A 15,346-nucleotide genomic window follows, 5' to 3' on the forward strand; every position below is an offset into this window, starting at 1 on the left:
AGGTGGTGAAAACGCCTAAATTGGGTGGCGAAAACGGTCAAATAGGGGTTTTGACGTGGTCATCTAGGTGGTGCCCATCGAGCCTCACTCAACCAGCGAATCCACATACTGCAACGCGATCCACAGCTCGGCCCGGACCTGTGCTGCGTTGAGGTCCATATCCAGCAACTCGCCAACCACGCCGATCTGCCGCCGCACACTGTTCCTGTGCAGGCCGAGCAGCTTGGCGGACGCGTCCCAGCTGCCGTTCTCGGCGAGCCATCCGCGCAGCACGGGCAACAGGGGATCCCGGCGCTCGGATTCCAAAGCCAGCAAAGGAGCCAGCAGGCGTCCGGCGAGCATGGTCCCCGCATCCCGTCCCAACAGCCCGGTCACGGACCAGGTCACTTCGTCCACCCGCGCGCTCAGGCCGGTGGAAAGCACGCGGGAACGCAGGGAGGTGACCCGCTGGTAGGCGGCCGCAAGCCCTGTGAGCTCTGTCGGTTCGCCGATGACCAGCCGCCAACCCAGCTTCTCGACGTCGGCCAGGAGCGAATCGTCCACGCGCAGGCGGGTGATGGCCGCGAAGCCGTAGTCGGTGACCTCAACGAGCTTGGTATCGAACAAGCGCCGCCATTGCAGCACCTCGCGCACGGGACCGTCGTCGGCGCCGTCCAGCTTCACTCCCTGAACCACCCGCATCTGTCCGGACCGGGTTGAGGACAGGCTTTGCGCCAGCAGGTCCTTGAGTCCGTTGAGTTGCTTTGTCCCACCCGAAATTAGTGTTTCCGGGTGAAGCAGCATGGCAGTCGCCAGCTGGCTTGGGGCCAACGATCCGCTGGTCCGCTGACGTACCAGCAGCTCAAGCAACCCCACGGCCGACTGCACCACGTTGTTCTGCGCAGGGGTCAACGGCACATCGGAGCCGAGGATCAGCGCCCCAAGGTTGGCGTCCTTCGTACTCCGCAGCGGATGGCCAAATACCAACGCCGAGCCTGGATGGTCGAACCCGTCCATCTCCACGCGCGGCCCGCTTCCGGACAGCAGCCGCTCCAGCATGGGGGCCAGCAGGGAATGTTCGACGCCGGTGCTGCCGCCGGCGCTGTGGCCGCGTGCCCGCACCCGCCCGTCCGCTCCGACCAGGACGGCCCACACGGGCACGCGCTGAACCAGGGCGGCCAGCAGTTCGTGTTCCGGCCTGGGGGAGAGCACGGCCCGCATCAGTTGCCGGTTGGTATCGGCAAGCTGCCGGAAAACCCTTGCGTTGTCCGATTCAAGGAGTTGCGAGAACTCCAGGCCGATCGCTGCGAAGGGGACCGACTCAGGTACCTCGAACAAGGTGAGGTTGTGGGTACGGCAAGCGTCCAGCAGAACGTCCGGAACGGCGTCGAAATAGGGTTTGATGCCAAAGCCGAGCGCAGCCACTTTGGCGTCCACCAGCCTCTTCACGTACGCGTCCACTTTCGCCGCCGAGCCACCTTTCCCCAGGAAAGGCAGCCCGGCGGTGAGCAGGAACTCGCCCTCCGGAAGGTAGGGCGTGGGGTCCTCGAGCTCACTCGGTTCAACCCACCGCAGCAGCGAGGCGCCGCTGCCGCCGTCGTGAAGCAATTTCAACTCGGGCGGCAGCTGCTCCAGGAACTGCTCGAGCGTGACGAAACTCAGGCGGGCGGTGGCGGGCTCAGGCGACATTGCCCTGCCCGGCAGCTGCCGGCTCCTGGTAGTCGGGGCACTCGTAGGCGCTGGATTCGTAAACCCGGGGCAGCCGCGGCGCTATCCGGTTGATGATTTCGTCCCCGTGGCTCCCGATCGCGGCGCCCCAATCGTCGGCGCTCGCGGCCCCGGATGCGGGATCGCCGAAGAGCACCGCCGTATCGCCGACGTCGATCCCGGTGGCATCCGGTCCGAGGTCAACCATGAATTGGTCCATGCAGACCTTGCCGATCACGGGGACGTTCCGACCGGCGACGTTCACCACTGAACGTCCGCTGATGCCTTTCGGGATGCCGTCCGCGTACCCGAGGGGGATAAGCCCCAGGTATCGGGGTTCATAAGTGATGGCCTGGTGCTCGTAGCTGACACCCGTTCCGGCTGGGACTTTCTTGACCATCACCAGCGGAGCGGTCACGCTCAGTGCCGGACGAAGCCCGAAGTCGGCCGGATCCAGATGGTCGGCCGGAGCCAGGCCATAGATGGCGAGTCCGGCACGGACCATGTCGAAGTGGAATTCCGGCCGGTCCAGGATGTTTGCGGAACTTGAAACGTGACGGAGTTCCGGTGTCAGCCCGGCTTTGCGTGCCTCACTGACCGCGTCTTCGAACTCCGCTACGGCCGCTGCGTTTCCGGGGTGCGCAGGAACGTCGGCCCAGGCCAGGTGGGTCCAGATGCCCCGCACCCGAAGCGTCCCGTCCAGTTCCGCCTGCCGTGCGCGGGCCACGAGTTCCGCCCAGTCCTCCTTGCGGGCGCCGCCGCGGCTGAGTCCGCTGTCCAGTTCAAGATGCACGACGGCGGGACGGCCGAGGCTGGCTGCGATGCCTGCCAGGACGTCGAGTTGGTGGACGCTGCCGAGGGAAACATCGATGTGGTTTTCCAGTGCTTCCCGGATTGTCTCGCTCGTCTGGGATGCGAGATACAGCCACGAAAGGATCGGAACGGTGATTCCCGCTTGGCGAAGCGAGATGGCCTCAGAAAGCTGCGCGGTTCCAAGCCAATGGGCCCCGGCTTCCACTGCTGTCCGGGCCACTTCAACGAGGCCGTGACCGTACGCGTTGCCTTTCACCACGGCCATGAAGAAGGGTGCGTCAGTGCGGCCCTTCAGTACTTTGATGTTGTCTGAAATCGCAGACAGATCTACTTTGACCTGTCCCGAAAGCGCCGCCGAAGCGGGCGATGATTGATGTGCATTACGTCTCATGGAGGAACACTATAGGGCATTTTGCACCAACATGAGAGGTGGCTCACATGCCAACCTTGATGAGGGGAAACCGACAACTACTCAGAAGGGACGTCAACGGTGACCGTGCCTGTGAACACCCAAGACCCAACTCCGGCAAGCCTCGTCCGGCCCGCCCTCGGGGCCCAGCTGCTGCGCCGCAAGCCGATTGGCCAGATGGTCAGCGAAGCCGGAAGCGGCGAAGGCGGCACTCCTCTGGTGAGGAGCTTCGGCGTCCTGCAGCTGACCATGATCAGCGTTGGAGCCACCCTCGGTACCGGCATCCTGGTGATCCTTGGCGAGTCCGTGCCGCTGGCCGGACCCGCCATCTGGATCTCGTTCGTCATCGCCGGACTGGCAGCGCTGTTCTCGGCGGTGTCCTACGCCGAAATGGCCGGCTTGGTTCCCGTGGCCGGCTCCAGCTACTCCTACTCCTACGCCACCATGGGCGAGGGAATGGCGTGGATCTGCGGCTGGTGCCTCGTGCTCGAGTACGCCGTCTCCGTAGCCGCCGTGGCCGTGGGCGCGGGGCAGTATGTCAATGAGACGCTCGCCGCGTTCGGACAAGTACTGCCTGACGCCATGAGCCAGCCGCCGGGCGACGGGGGACTGGTGAACGTTCCCGCGATGGTGATCGTGGTGCTCGCCATGGTCCTCCTGGTCCGGGGAGCCCGCGAGAGCGCCTGGATCAACACCGCGATTGTCATCATCAAGGTGGGCATCCTCTTGTTCTTCTGTGCCGTGGCTTTCACCGCCTTCAATGCAGGCAACTTCGAGCCCCTCATGCCGATGGGTGCCGCCGGCGTCTCGGCAGCGGCCTCCCGCGTCTTCTTCTCCTACATCGGCTTTGACGCAGCCTCCACTGCCGGCGAAGAAGCCCGCAACCCCAAGCGCGACCTGCCCCGGGCCATCCTGCTGTCCATGGTGATCGTCACCAGCATCTACGTCCTGGTTGCGGTGGCCGCCATCGGTGCGCGGCCCTGGGGCTGGTTTGACGGTACGGAAGCAGCGCTTGTCCAGATCCTCGAGGAAATCACCAACCAGCCGTGGATGGCGCTGGTCTTCTCCGTAGGCGCAGTCCTGGCCATTGCCAGCATCGTCCTGACTGTCCTTTACGGCCAGACCCGCATCCTTCTCTCGATGTCCCGCGATGGACTGGTTCCCAAAGTCTTCGGCCGCGTCTCCCGCCGCACCGGCACTCCGGTAGCGGGAACGCTGATCGTAGGCACCGCCGTCGCACTGACCGCAGGGCTGGTTCCGCTGGGTGCACTGGCGGATGCCACCAGCATCGGCACCTTGTTCGCTTTCGCCCTCGTGAACGTCGCCGTCATCTACCTGCGCCGCAACCAGCCTGATCTCAAGCGCAGCTTCCGCGTCCCGCTGTACCCGATCACGCCGGTGCTGGGAACCCTGATGTGCGCCTACCTCATGGCAAACCTCGGCGCCGATACGTGGATCGTGTTCGGCGTATGGATGCTCGTGGGCATCGCCATCTACTTCGGTTATGGACGCCGGAACTCCAAGGTAGCCGCGCTCAGCGAGCAGGACTACCGTGAACTGACCACCAGGGCCTTGAGCCCGGAACCTGTGAAAGCAGACAACGCATGACCATCGCCACCGAACTCCCAACGCCTGAGAGCCCTGCAGAAGCTCCCATCACCATGCTGAACCCGGATTTCCCGTTCAGCTACGACCACTACCTTGCCCACCCGGACGGCCTCGGCTCGGTCCCGGAGGACAAGCTCGGCACCGAAGTTGCCGTGATCGGCGCCGGCCTTTCAGGACTGGTTACCGCCTATGAGCTCATGAAGCTTGGCCTGAAGCCCGTCATCTACGAGGCCGATCAGATCGGCGGCCGCCTCCGGACCGCGAGCTTCCCCTCGGCCCCCGGCGTGGTGGCGGACCTCGGCGGCATGCGCTTCCCGGTCTCCGGCAAGGCGTTCTACCACTACGTTGACCTGCTGGGACTGGAAACACAGGACTTCCCGAACCCGCTGGCGCCGGTTACTTCGAGCACGGTCATTGAACTGGCCGGCAAGAAGCACTATGCCGCCACTCCGGAGGACCTCCCGGCTTTCTTCCACGAGGTGGCGGACGCCTGGAGGGACGCCATCAAGGACGGCGCAGCGTTCACGGAGATGCAGGAGGCCATCAAGGCCCGTGACACCAAGCGCATCAAGGAACTGTGGAACGAACTCCTGCCCGAACTCGATGAACAGACCTTCTACAGCTTCATCGCGGCCAGCAAGTCGTTCAAGGATGCAGGGTTCGCCCACCGTGAAGCGTTTGGCCAGGTGGGTTTTGGAACCGGTGGTTGGGACACCGACTTCCCCAACTCCATTCTGGAAATCCTGCGGGTCGTTTATACCGACGCCGACGACCAGCACCGCCTGATCGCGGGAGGCGCCCAAAGGCTCCCCGAAGCACTTTGGAACCACGCGCCGTCGGACATCCTGCACTGGCCGCAAGGCACCTCACTGGCGTCGCTGCACTCAGGCTCGCCGCGCGGCGCCGTGGACAATATCCGCCGCGCAGACAACGGCGACCTAGTGGTCCGTGAAAGCTGGGGCCGGGAGGCAACGTACCCGGCCGTCGTGACCACGTGCCAGTCGTGGCTGCTGTCCACCCGCATCCACACGGAAGAAGCGCTCTTCCCTTCGGAACTGTGGACCGCGATCGAACGCTCGCACTACATGCAGTCGTCCAAGACGTTCGTGATGGTGGACCGGCCCTTCTGGAAGGACATCGATCCCGAAACAGGCCGCGAGGTGCTTTCCATGACCCTCACCGACCGCCTGAACCGGGCAACGTACTTGCTCGACGACGGCCCGGACAAGCCCGCTGTCATCCTCCTGTCCTACACATGGAACGATGACGCCCTGAAGTGGCTTGCCCTCAGCGCGGAAGAGCGTGTGAAGCTCATGCTCCACTCCCTGGAACAGATCTACCCCGGCGTGGACATCGCGAGCCACATCGTTGGCCAGCCCATCACAGTGTCCTGGGAAGCGGATCCCAACTTCATGGGTGCCTTCAAAGCCAACCTGCCCGGGCACTACCGGTACCAGCAGCGGCTGTTCACGCACTTCAAGCAGGACAAGTTGCCGGAGCACCAGCGCGGCATCTTCCTGGCCGGAGATGACGTGTCCTTCACGGCTGGTTGGGCGGAGGGCGCGGTGACCACGGGCCTCAACGCAGTGTGGGGCGTGGTGAACCATCTGGGTGGATCGTCGGCCGCGAACAACCCCGGTCCGGGGGAGCTGTTGGAGGAACTTGGCCCGATCTCCCTCGACTAAATACGTTGCGAGGCCCGCTCTGCGCACTAACCCCATTGCAGGGCCCACGCCGCCCGGGTTCCCTGGCTGAGCTTGCGAAGTCAGGGAGGCGGTGGGGATGCAGAGCGGGCCTCACAAGTGTCCTAGGAGCCGTGCATCTCCCTGTGCGCCGCAGCGAGGTCCCTGTAGTGCGCCGCGTTGCGCTTCACGCCGTCGAATTCCTCATCCGTGAGCTCGCGGCGAACCTTCGCCGGCACTCCTGCTACCAGTGACCGTGGCGGGATGACCGTGCCTTCAAGGACCACCGCTCCGGCAGCGATCAGCGAACCCGAGCCAATCACAGCCCCGTTGAGGATGGTGGCGCTCATGCCGATCAGGCAGTCGTCCTCCACAGTGCAGCCGTGCACCACGGCACTGTGCCCCACCGAGACGCGTTCGCCCACAGTGCAGGGGAAGCCGGGATCCGCGTGCAGGACCACGTTGTCCTGGAGATTGGACCCCGCACCAACTTTGATGGCGGCGGTGTCTGCACGGACGGAGACACCGTAGAAGGCGCTTGAGTCCTGGGCCAGCGTGGCCTTGCCGATAATCGAAGCCGTGGGCGCCACAAAGGCGGTTTCATGGATGGCCGGGGTGTCCCCGGCAAAGGTGTAAGTGGGAGCCATGAGCCCCAGCATATTCCCAACTGGGGGACAGCAAACGTCGCAATGAGCGGCCAGTGGAGCGTTTGCTGTCCCCCAGTTGGTGCGGGGGTTAGTTGAACACCACAGTCCGGGTGCCGTCCAAAAGCACTCGGTGCTCGGCGTGCCACTGGACAGCCTGCGTCAGGGTGCGGCCTTCCACGTCGCGGCCCATCCGGACAAACTGGGCTGCCGTGCGGGCGTGGTCAACGCGGATGACTTCCTGCTCGATGATCGGTCCCTCGTCCAGGTCGGCAGTGACGTAGTGGGCCGTGGCGCCGATGAGCTTCACGCCGCGGGCGTGCGCCTGGTGGTAGGGCTTGGCTCCCTTGAAGGAAGGCAGGAACGAGTGGTGGATGTTGATGGCGCGGCCGTTCAATTCGCGGCACAAATCGTTGGAAAGGACCTGCATGTAGCGGGCCAGCACCGTCAACTCAGCATCGTGCTCGGCGATCAGCTTCAGCAGTTCGGCCTCGGCTTGCGGCTTGCTCTCCGGCGTGACGGGAATGTGGTGGAACGGGATGCCGTAAAACTCCGCCAGCGGCTCAAGGTCCCGGTGGTTGGACACGATGGCCGGAACGTCGATGGGCAGGGTACCCGCCCGCTGCTGGAACAGGAGGTCGTTGAGGCAGTGTGCGTCCTTGGAACACATGATGATGGTCCGGACCTTCTCGCCCACGGGGTTGATCTGCCATGTCATCCCGAAGGATTCTGCTACTGGCCGCAGCGCGGCAGTCAGTTCCGACTGGGAGTTCGACGTCGTCGCCTCCACGCGCATGAAGAAGTTGCCTGTGCTGGGGCTTCCGTACTGTTGGGAGTCGGCGATATTGCATCCTGCTTCGAGGAGCGCTCCCGCCACGGCGTGGACGATGCCGGGGCGGTCAGGGCAGGAAAGGGTCACAACAAAAGCGGAGTCAGTCACACCACCAAGCCTACCGGTGCGGCGTTGTTGTACTGTTAATGGGTCGCAACTGGCGTTGGGTGGACTACCACCAGGGAGCGGCAATCACGAAGACCACGGATCGTACGCCTGGGCCGAGGGTCATGTTTTACCGATGCATATGCGTGACCGATCCCTCTTGTCATCAAGGGGACGCGGGAATGCCGCTGCCGGTAGCCTGACCTGTAGCACCACCCGTTCCCTAGCCAGGAGATCTCCGTGACTACCACCACTTCAGCGTCTGTCAGCAACCAGTCGCTCGCCGAACTCGATCCCGAGATCGCAGCAGTCCTCGACCAGGAGCTTGGCCGCCAGCGCGGCACCCTGGAAATGATCGCTTCCGAGAACTTCGCTCCCCGCGCAGTCATGGAAGCCCAAGGCTCCGTCCTGACCAACAAGTACGCCGAAGGCTACCCGGGCAAGCGCTACTACGGCGGCTGTGAATACGTCGACGTTGCCGAGCAGCTCGCCATCGACCGCGTCAAGGCCCTCTTCGGCGCCGAATACGCCAACGTCCAGCCGCACTCCGGTGCACAGGCCAACGCCGCAGCGCTCTCCGCCATGATCAACCCGGGCGACAAGATCCTTGGCCTCTCCCTGGCCCACGGTGGCCACCTGACGCACGGCATGAAGCTGAACTTCTCCGGAAAGCTCTACGAGGTTGCTGCCTACCAGGTGGAGGAAGACACCTTCCGCGTGGACATGGACAAGCTCCGCGAGCAGGCCATCGCTGAGAAGCCCCAGGTCATCATCGCCGGTTGGTCCGCCTACCCCCGCCACCTGGACTTCGCTGCCTTCCGCTCCATCGCGGACGAGGTTGGCGCCCTGCTCTGGACGGACATGGCCCACTTCGCCGGCCTGGTCGCAGCAGGCCTGCACCCGAGCCCGGTGCCGCACTCCGACGTCGTCACCTCCACTGTCCACAAGACCCTGGCGGGCCCGCGCTCCGGCGTGATCCTGGCCAAGGAGCAGTACGGCAAGAAGATCAACTCCAACGTGTTCCCGGGCCAGCAGGGCGGCCCGCTCATGCACGTCATCGCGGCCAAGGCTGTTGCCTTCAAGATCGCCGGCAGCGAGGAGTTCAAGGAGCGCCAGGAGCGCGTCCTTGAGGGTGCCAAGATCATCGCCGACCGCCTCAACCAGTCCGACGTTGCCGAGGCCGGCGTTTCCGTCCTCACAGGTGGCACCGACGTCCACCTGGTCCTCGTGGACCTGCGCAACTCGCAGCTCGATGGCCAGCAGGCAGAAGACCTCCTCCACTCCGTGGGCATCACCGTGAACCGCAACGCCGTTCCGTTCGACCCCCGCCCGCCGATGGTCACCTCCGGCCTCCGCATCGGTACGCCTGCCCTGGCTACCCGCGGATTCGGCGCCGCCGAGTTCACCGAGGTTGCCGAGATCATCGCCACGGCGCTCAAGGCCGGTACCTCGGCAGACGTCGAGTCGCTCCAAGCCCGCGTCGACAAGCTCGCCGCCGACTTCCCGCTGTACCCGCAGCACGAGCAGTGGTAACCAGCCCTTCCCAGGCTGAGGCACCAGCTGCCTGAAGCAACATCCCGGCACTGAACCGGAGCCAACGGGATCCGCCGCCAAACACCCGGCGGCGGGTCCCGTTGGCATGAGCCAACAGGTCACCCTCCAGAAAGAGCAGATGGAATGACACAGTCCACAGCACAGATCCTTGACGGCAAGGCCACAGCCGCAGCCATCAAGGCCGAACTGACCGAACGCGTTTCCGTCCTCGCAGGCAAGGGAATCGTCCCCGGCCTCGGCACTATCCTGGTGGGCTCGGACCCCGGCAGCACCTGGTACGTCGGCGGAAAGCACAAGGACTGCGCCGAGGTTGGCATCCAGTCCATCCGCCGCGACCTGCCTGAGGACATCAGCCAGGAAGACCTGCTGAAGGTTGTCCAGGAGCTCAACGAAAACCCTGAATGCACGGGCTACATCGTCCAGTTGCCGCTGCCCAAGCACATTGACCAGGACGTCATCCTCGAGGCCATGGATCCTGACAAGGACGCCGACGGCCTGCACCCCATGAACCTCGGCCGCCTGGTGGCCAACGTGAACGGCGAAATGAAGTCGCCGCTTCCGTGCACACCCAAGGGCTGTGTCGAACTGCTCCGCCGCCACGGCATCGACCTCAAGGGCAAGCGCGTCCTGGTGGTTGGCCGCGGAGTCACCATCGGCCGCCCCATCGGCCTCCTGCTCACCCGCAAGGAAGTCAACGCAACGGTGATCCTGGCGCACACGGGAACCGTTGACCTGCCCGCGGAACTGAAGCAGGCCGACGTCGTGATCGCTGCTGCCGGCGTGCCGCACATGATCAAGGCTGAGGACCTCAAGCCGGGCGCAATCGTGCTCGACGTCGGTGTCAGCCGCGTGGACGACGGCAACGGCAAGGCTGTGGTCACGGGCGACGTCGACCCGGCTGCTGCCGACGTCGCCGCCTGGCTGTCTCCGAACCCGGGCGGCGTGGGTCCGATGACCCGCGCGATGCTGCTCGCCAACGTCGTGGAGAGCGCCGAGCGCCAGGCCGGCATCGCCTAACCTTCTCCGAACACCGCAAGACGCCTACTCCGCAGGGAGTAGGCGTCTTGCTCCGTTACGGGGACGCCCTTTGTCCTACCCCCGTCTACCCTCGGTGTATGCGCCCTTACCAAGGTCCCTTCGTGTCCGAGGGACCTCCCCGCCGCTTCAACGGTCCGCCCACCCGCTTCATCGTCATCTCGGTGGCCGTGATCCAAGTGGTGGGTACCCTGGTCTCCGCTGCGCACCAAGAAGCGCGGCCCCTGGACGTTTTCGCCATTGTCCTCTTGCTGCTGGGACCAGCGGGACTGGCTTTCCGGAAGAAGTCGCCGGAGCTCATGCTCCCGGTGGCACTCGTAGCCACCGGCGCCTATCTGGCTTGGGGCTACGCGTGGGGTCCGATCGTCTTGTCCCTGGCCCTCTCGATCGTGCTCACTGCTTCGGCGGGTTTGCGCTGGCAGGCATGGCTTGGAGCCGGGCTGGCGGCCGCTGCCGTGGTGGCGGGTGCCGCAATGGCAGGAGACGACGGCTGGCCATTCCGCGCCTCGGCCGGCATCGGGTGGGCGGTCATCCTCGTGGTGCTCGGCCAGGGTATCCGGCGGAGGAGCGAACGTTTCGCGGAGTACCGGCGCCGACGCGAGGCCGCAGCAAGGGCCGAACGTGATGAATACCGGCTTACCCTGGCCCGGGACATCCACGACGTCGTGGCGCATTCACTCTCCATGATCAACGTCCAGGCCTCCGTCGCGCTGCACCTGGGCACGGACCACCCGGAGAAACTGCGCCCCGCCCTGGAAGCCATCAAGACTGCCAGCAAGGAGTCACTCACCGAGGTTCGGCAGCTCCTGGGAGTGCTGCGCGAGGACGTGCCCTTCGAGCCTGCAGCCGCACCTACCCTGGACCGGGTGCCTGAACTCATTGGCCAGGCGGAACTTGGCGGCCTGCAGGTCCGGTTCGAGGACACAACGGATCACTCCGCCATTGGGCGTGCGCAGCAGGAAGCCGCCTACCGGATCATCCAGGAGGCGTTGACCAACGTGGGACGGCACTCCGGTGCCTCAGCCGCCGTCGTGCGGTTGGAAATGCGGCAGGGCGCCGAAGGCAACAGCCTCACCGTCCGCATTGACGACGACGGCGCGGGCATGGGTTCGTCGGTTCCCGGCAACGGACTCACGGGGATGCGGAGCCGGATATGGAAGTGGTGGGCGAAGCGGGGACTGGCAAGGACGCCGCGCGGCTCGCCGCGCGGGAGCGACCGGACGTCATCCTCATGGATATCCGCATGCCGGACGACGACGGCCTGGCTGCCACCCGCAACATCCTCGCCGATCCCGCCCTGGCCGGTACCCGGATCATCATCCTCACCACGTTTGAACTGGACGAATTCATTGCCGAAGCAGTCCGGGCTGGAGCCGCCGGCTTCCTGGTGAAGGACACGGAGCCGGCAGAGCTGATCCGGGCCGTCCGGGTGGTTCACGACGGGGATGCGCTCCTCTCGCCCTCGGTGACCCGACGCATCATGGCCCAACTGGCTTCGCACAGCCGTGCCTCCGGGCAACTGGTGAAGCTGGATCACGTGACTGAGCGGGAACGGGAAGTGCTTGCGCTGGTGGGCGAGGGCCTGAACAACGCAGAGATTGCCGAACGACTGTTCATCACACCCCTGACGGCGAAGACCCATGTGTCCCGGATCATGACCAAGCTCATGGTCCGGGACCGTTCCCAGCTGGTGGTCCTTGCCTACGAGTCGGGGCTGGTGAAACCGGGGTGGAGCAACTGACGGTTTCCGGCGGCCTCCCGGCGGAGTACGCGCACCGGAGAAGATGACTCCCGACGGCGGACGCCCCGACGGGCGCCGGGCGGAAGACTCGAACCAGAGCCGAAAGACGGTTCGCGCCGGAAGCCGGCGCCGAGAGTTTGGACCACTGACATGTTCACCGCATTGACTTCACTCGTCGGGGAGACCACGCTCGGGGGAGCCTTGGCACAAGTGCCGGCCACCGTCGTCGCGCATGGTCCGTGGGGTGACGGCACGTTTTGGCCGTTCTTCCTTGTTTTCCCGCTTTTCTGGATCCTGGTGATTTTCCTGTTCATCTTTGTGGGACGCCGGGCATGGCGCCGCAACCACAATTGGGCTGCCACCCAAGGTGCCGAGGGCGTACTGCGTGAGCGGTATGCGCGCGGAGAGATCGACGAGACCGAGTTCCGCCAGCGCTTGGAGGTCCTGCGCTCGCAGCCTCCGGCGTAACGCCGAAAATGAGAGGGCTCTTGCAGGAATATCTGCAAGAGCTCTTTCACATCTCGATGGGCGCTACTAGTCTGCTGAGGGTGCACAATGAAGCAACCCGCCCTGCATCCCTCTCAGAACCGCAGTACGCAACGTCCGCCATGAACCCACCCATCGTCATCCGCGCGCACAAGCTCACCAAGGCCTACGGTGAGCTCACCGCCGTGGACAACATCTCCTTCGACGTTCCCGCGGGGGAGTCGTTCGGGCTTCTCGGCCCCAACGGTGCGGGCAAGTCCACCACCATGAAAATGATCGGCGGCGTATCCCAGCGAACCTCCGGGACCCTGGACATCATGGGACTGGACCCCGAATCCCACGGGCCCGAAGTCCGCGCGCACTTGGGCGTGGTACCGCAGCAGGACAACCTCGACGAAGAGTTGAAAGTCCGCGAAAACCTCATCGTCTACGGACGATACTTCGGCCTGCCAATGAGTTACCTCAAGCCCAAAGCCGATGAGCTGCTGGAATTCGCGCAACTCACGGACAAGGCGAACTCCAAAGTGGATGCCTTATCCGGCGGCATGAAGCGGCGGCTTACCATTGCGCGGTCCCTCATCAACGAGCCGCGCATCCTGCTCCTGGACGAACCCACCACCGGCCTGGATCCCCAGGCAAGGCATATCTTGTGGGACCGTTTGTTCCGGCTCAAGGAAAGCGGCGTCACCCTCATCCTCACCACGCATTACATGGACGAGGCCGAACAACTCTGCGACCGGCTGATCGTGGTGGACAAAGGCCGGATCATGGCTGAGGGATCGCCTGCCAGCCTGATCCGCGAGCACTCTTCCCGCGAAGTACTTGAGCTGAGGTTCGGATCCGAGCGGAACGGGACCATCGGCGTCGAGCTTGAAGGCATCGGTGAGCGGCTGGAAACGCTGCCCGACCGCGTCCTGATCTACACCGACGATGGCGAAGCGGCCATGGAGCAGGTTTCCGGCCGTGGCCTGCGGCCCCTGACCTCGTTGGTGCGCCGATCGTCGCTGGAGGACGTGTTCCTCCGGCTCACGGGAAGGAGCCTCGTTGACTGATAAACCAATCACGACGGCGGCGCCTCCATTGCGGGCGCACTCGCCTGAGGTTTCGGCCGCCCGGGCGCGGAGATGGGGTTCGTTCTTCTACGCCGAACAAGTGCTTCGGGTCATGCGGAACTACGGCTGGTCCGTTGTCCTCTACAGCGTGGGCCAGCCGGTGGCGTACTTGTTCGCCATGGGTGTGGGCCTGGCCAGCTTGGTGGACGCAAACAGCGAATCCGTGTTCGGTGGCGTGAGCTACATCGAATTCGTGGCGCCTGCGCTGCTGGTCTCCGCCGCGGTGATGACGGCCTCGGGGGAGTTCTCCTACCCCATCATGGACGGCTTCAAGTGGCGACGGGTGTTCTACGGTCCGCACGCCTCGCCGTTGGTCCCGCAGCAGATCGCCACCGGACACATCATGGCCAGCAGCCTGAGGTTCCTGCTGCAGTCGGTGGCCTACTTCGTGGTGGTAGCCCTGTTCGGCGCCTCGCCCGGTCCGTGGGGCTGGGTGTCCGCGTTGGTGGCGACCCTCGCCGCGCTGTCCTTCGGCCTCCCGCTCATGGCGTATGCGTCAAGCATCACCCAGGACAAGGGCCAGTTCGCCCTGGTGCAGCGTTTCATCGTGATGCCGCTGTTCCTGTTTTCGGGCACGTTCTTCCCCTTGGACACCCTGCCGCTGGCCGTGCGGTGGATTGGTTGGATCTCGCCCGTCTGGCATGGGACGGAGTTGGGCCGCGTGTTTACGTACGGCATGGACGAGAACCCGTTGCTGACGCTCACTCACGTGGTGTTCCTCGTGGGCACGGCAACCGCGGGCTTCCTGCTGGTGCGCCGGCAGTTCGTGAAGAGGATGGGCTCATGAGCATCCTGACCGGCGGACACAGCGCCACCGACGTTGCCCGGGAACGGAAGTTCGGGCCGTTGTACTCCCGCAACGCCAAAGCTGTGGTGGCGCGTGGCCTGATGGCCGCGAAGTCGAGCACCTGGTTGGTGCTGTTGTCCGGATTCTTCGAGCCGGTGCTGTTCCTGCTGGCCATGGGCGTGGGAATGGGTTCCATCGTGGGCACCGTTCAGGGTCCGGGCGGCGAGGAAATCAGCTACGCGGCGTACATTGCGCCTGCCCTCCTGGCGGTTTCGGCCATGAACGGCGCAATCTACGACTCCACCTGGAACGTTTTCTTCAAGATGAACTTCGCCAAGTTATACCAGGGCATGCTCTACACCTCCCTGGGCCCCTTGGATGTTGCCATCGGGGAGATCTTCCTGGCCCTGCTCAGGGGGCTCCTGTACGCCACGGGATTCACGGCCGTCATGGGGGTGATGGGCCTGCTCACCAGTTGGTGGGCCGTCCTGGTGATCCCGGCATCGGTGCTCATTGCTTTCGGCTTCGCGAGCTTCGGCATGGGGATCACGAGCTTCATGAAGACCTTCCAGCAGATGGACTGGATCAACTTCTTCCTGCTCCCCATGTTCCTGTTCAGTGCCACGTTCTACCCGCTCAGCGTTTACCCGCAGCCCATCCAGTGGTTCATCCAGGCCATGCCCTTGTGGCACGGCGTTGAGTTGCTACGGCAGATCAGCGTTGGGGTGTTTACTCCTGCAACGGCCATCCATGTGGGCTACTACCTGGTGATGATCGTGCTCGGGATCATGCTGACTACCGGCAGGCTGCGCCAGCTCTTCCTGAAGTAGGAGGAGCCGGCGCAGCCGCGCG

At 64.6% G+C, this 15,346-nt stretch carries 13 protein-coding genes and 1 pseudogene; 10 read left to right on the forward strand and 4 right to left on the reverse strand.

The features are described from left to right. Positions 1-84 precede the first annotated feature (84 nt). Together ACIPY2_RS09030 and alr are read right to left on the reverse strand one after the other, a co-directional pair. Complete coding sequence (locus ACIPY2_RS09030; RefSeq protein WP_400266038.1) at positions 85-1,668, reverse strand: PucR family transcriptional regulator; 1,584 nt, start codon at positions 1,666-1,668, stop codon at positions 85-87. Beyond that, complete coding sequence (gene alr / locus ACIPY2_RS09035; protein WP_400266039.1) at positions 1,658-2,890, reverse strand: alanine racemase; 1,233 nt, start codon at positions 2,888-2,890, stop codon at positions 1,658-1,660. The genes ACIPY2_RS09030 and alr overlap by 11 nt, the downstream gene beginning before the upstream one ends. Positions 2,891-3,085: 195 nt before the next feature. Here alr and ACIPY2_RS09040 point away from each other — a divergent pair, with 195 nt between their 5' ends. Then, positions 3,086-4,516 carry an amino acid permease gene (locus ACIPY2_RS09040; RefSeq protein ID WP_400266218.1) on the forward strand — a complete coding sequence of 477 codons (1,431 nt, stop codon included), beginning with the start codon at positions 3,086-3,088 and terminating at the stop codon, positions 4,514-4,516. Then, a complete protein-coding gene (locus ACIPY2_RS09045; RefSeq protein WP_400266040.1) occupies positions 4,513-6,201 on the forward strand; it encodes a flavin monoamine oxidase family protein in 1,689 nt (562 codons plus the stop codon). Before ACIPY2_RS09040 ends, ACIPY2_RS09045 begins: the two co-directional genes overlap by 4 nt. A 122-nt stretch (positions 6,202-6,323) precedes the next feature. On the opposite strand, the gene ACIPY2_RS09050 is transcribed toward ACIPY2_RS09045, so the two are convergent. Beyond that, on the reverse strand, positions 6,324-6,845 hold the full coding sequence (locus ACIPY2_RS09050; RefSeq protein WP_400266041.1) for a gamma carbonic anhydrase family protein: 522 nt from the start codon (positions 6,843-6,845) through the stop codon (positions 6,324-6,326). Positions 6,846-6,933: 88 nt separating this feature from the next. After that, the gene (gene purU / locus ACIPY2_RS09055) at positions 6,934-7,782 is read right to left on the reverse strand and encodes a formyltetrahydrofolate deformylase (protein WP_400266042.1); all 849 of its coding nucleotides are present in this window, start codon (positions 7,780-7,782) and stop codon (positions 6,934-6,936) included. A 237-nt stretch (positions 7,783-8,019) separates the two neighbouring features. Here purU and glyA point away from each other — a divergent pair, with 237 nt between their 5' ends. The 8 genes and pseudogenes from glyA to ACIPY2_RS09095 all read left to right on the forward strand — a co-directional run bounded on the left by glyA (position 8,020) and on the right by ACIPY2_RS09095 (position 15,324). Continuing rightward, complete coding sequence (gene glyA, locus ACIPY2_RS09060; RefSeq protein WP_400266043.1) at positions 8,020-9,312, forward strand: serine hydroxymethyltransferase; 1,293 nt, start codon at positions 8,020-8,022, stop codon at positions 9,310-9,312. 144 nt (positions 9,313-9,456) lie between these two features. Next, the gene (locus ACIPY2_RS09065; RefSeq protein ID WP_400266044.1) at positions 9,457-10,350 is read left to right on the forward strand and encodes a bifunctional methylenetetrahydrofolate dehydrogenase/methenyltetrahydrofolate cyclohydrolase; all 894 of its coding nucleotides are present in this window, start codon (positions 9,457-9,459) and stop codon (positions 10,348-10,350) included. Between the two features lie 491 nt (positions 10,351-10,841). Then, positions 10,842-11,183: pseudogene (locus ACIPY2_RS09070) on the forward strand (histidine kinase dimerization/phosphoacceptor domain-containing protein); the annotation flags it as partial. Positions 11,184-11,521: 338 nt separating this feature from the next. Beyond that, the gene (locus tag ACIPY2_RS09075) at positions 11,522-12,109 is read left to right on the forward strand and encodes a response regulator (RefSeq protein ID WP_400266045.1); all 588 of its coding nucleotides are present in this window, start codon (positions 11,522-11,524) and stop codon (positions 12,107-12,109) included. A gap of 150 nt (positions 12,110-12,259) precedes the next feature. Further along, a complete protein-coding gene (locus tag ACIPY2_RS09080) occupies positions 12,260-12,577 on the forward strand; it encodes an SHOCT domain-containing protein (protein WP_400266046.1) in 318 nt (105 codons plus the stop codon). 140 nt (positions 12,578-12,717) lie between these two features. After that, on the forward strand, positions 12,718-13,647 hold the full coding sequence (locus ACIPY2_RS09085) for an ABC transporter ATP-binding protein (protein ID WP_400266219.1): 930 nt from the start codon (positions 12,718-12,720) through the stop codon (positions 13,645-13,647). Then, complete coding sequence (locus ACIPY2_RS09090) at positions 13,640-14,494, forward strand: ABC transporter permease (RefSeq protein ID WP_400266047.1); 855 nt, start codon at positions 13,640-13,642, stop codon at positions 14,492-14,494. Before ACIPY2_RS09085 ends, ACIPY2_RS09090 begins: the two co-directional genes overlap by 8 nt. After that, entirely contained in the window at positions 14,491-15,324 is an 834-nt protein-coding gene (locus ACIPY2_RS09095) for an ABC transporter permease (protein WP_400266048.1), read from the forward strand. Before ACIPY2_RS09090 ends, ACIPY2_RS09095 begins: the two co-directional genes overlap by 4 nt. The last annotated feature ends 22 nt before the right edge of the window (positions 15,325-15,346 follow it).

The organism is Paenarthrobacter sp. NPDC089675 (assembly GCF_044749185.1).
Lineage (GTDB): Bacteria > Actinomycetota > Actinomycetes > Actinomycetales > Micrococcaceae > Arthrobacter.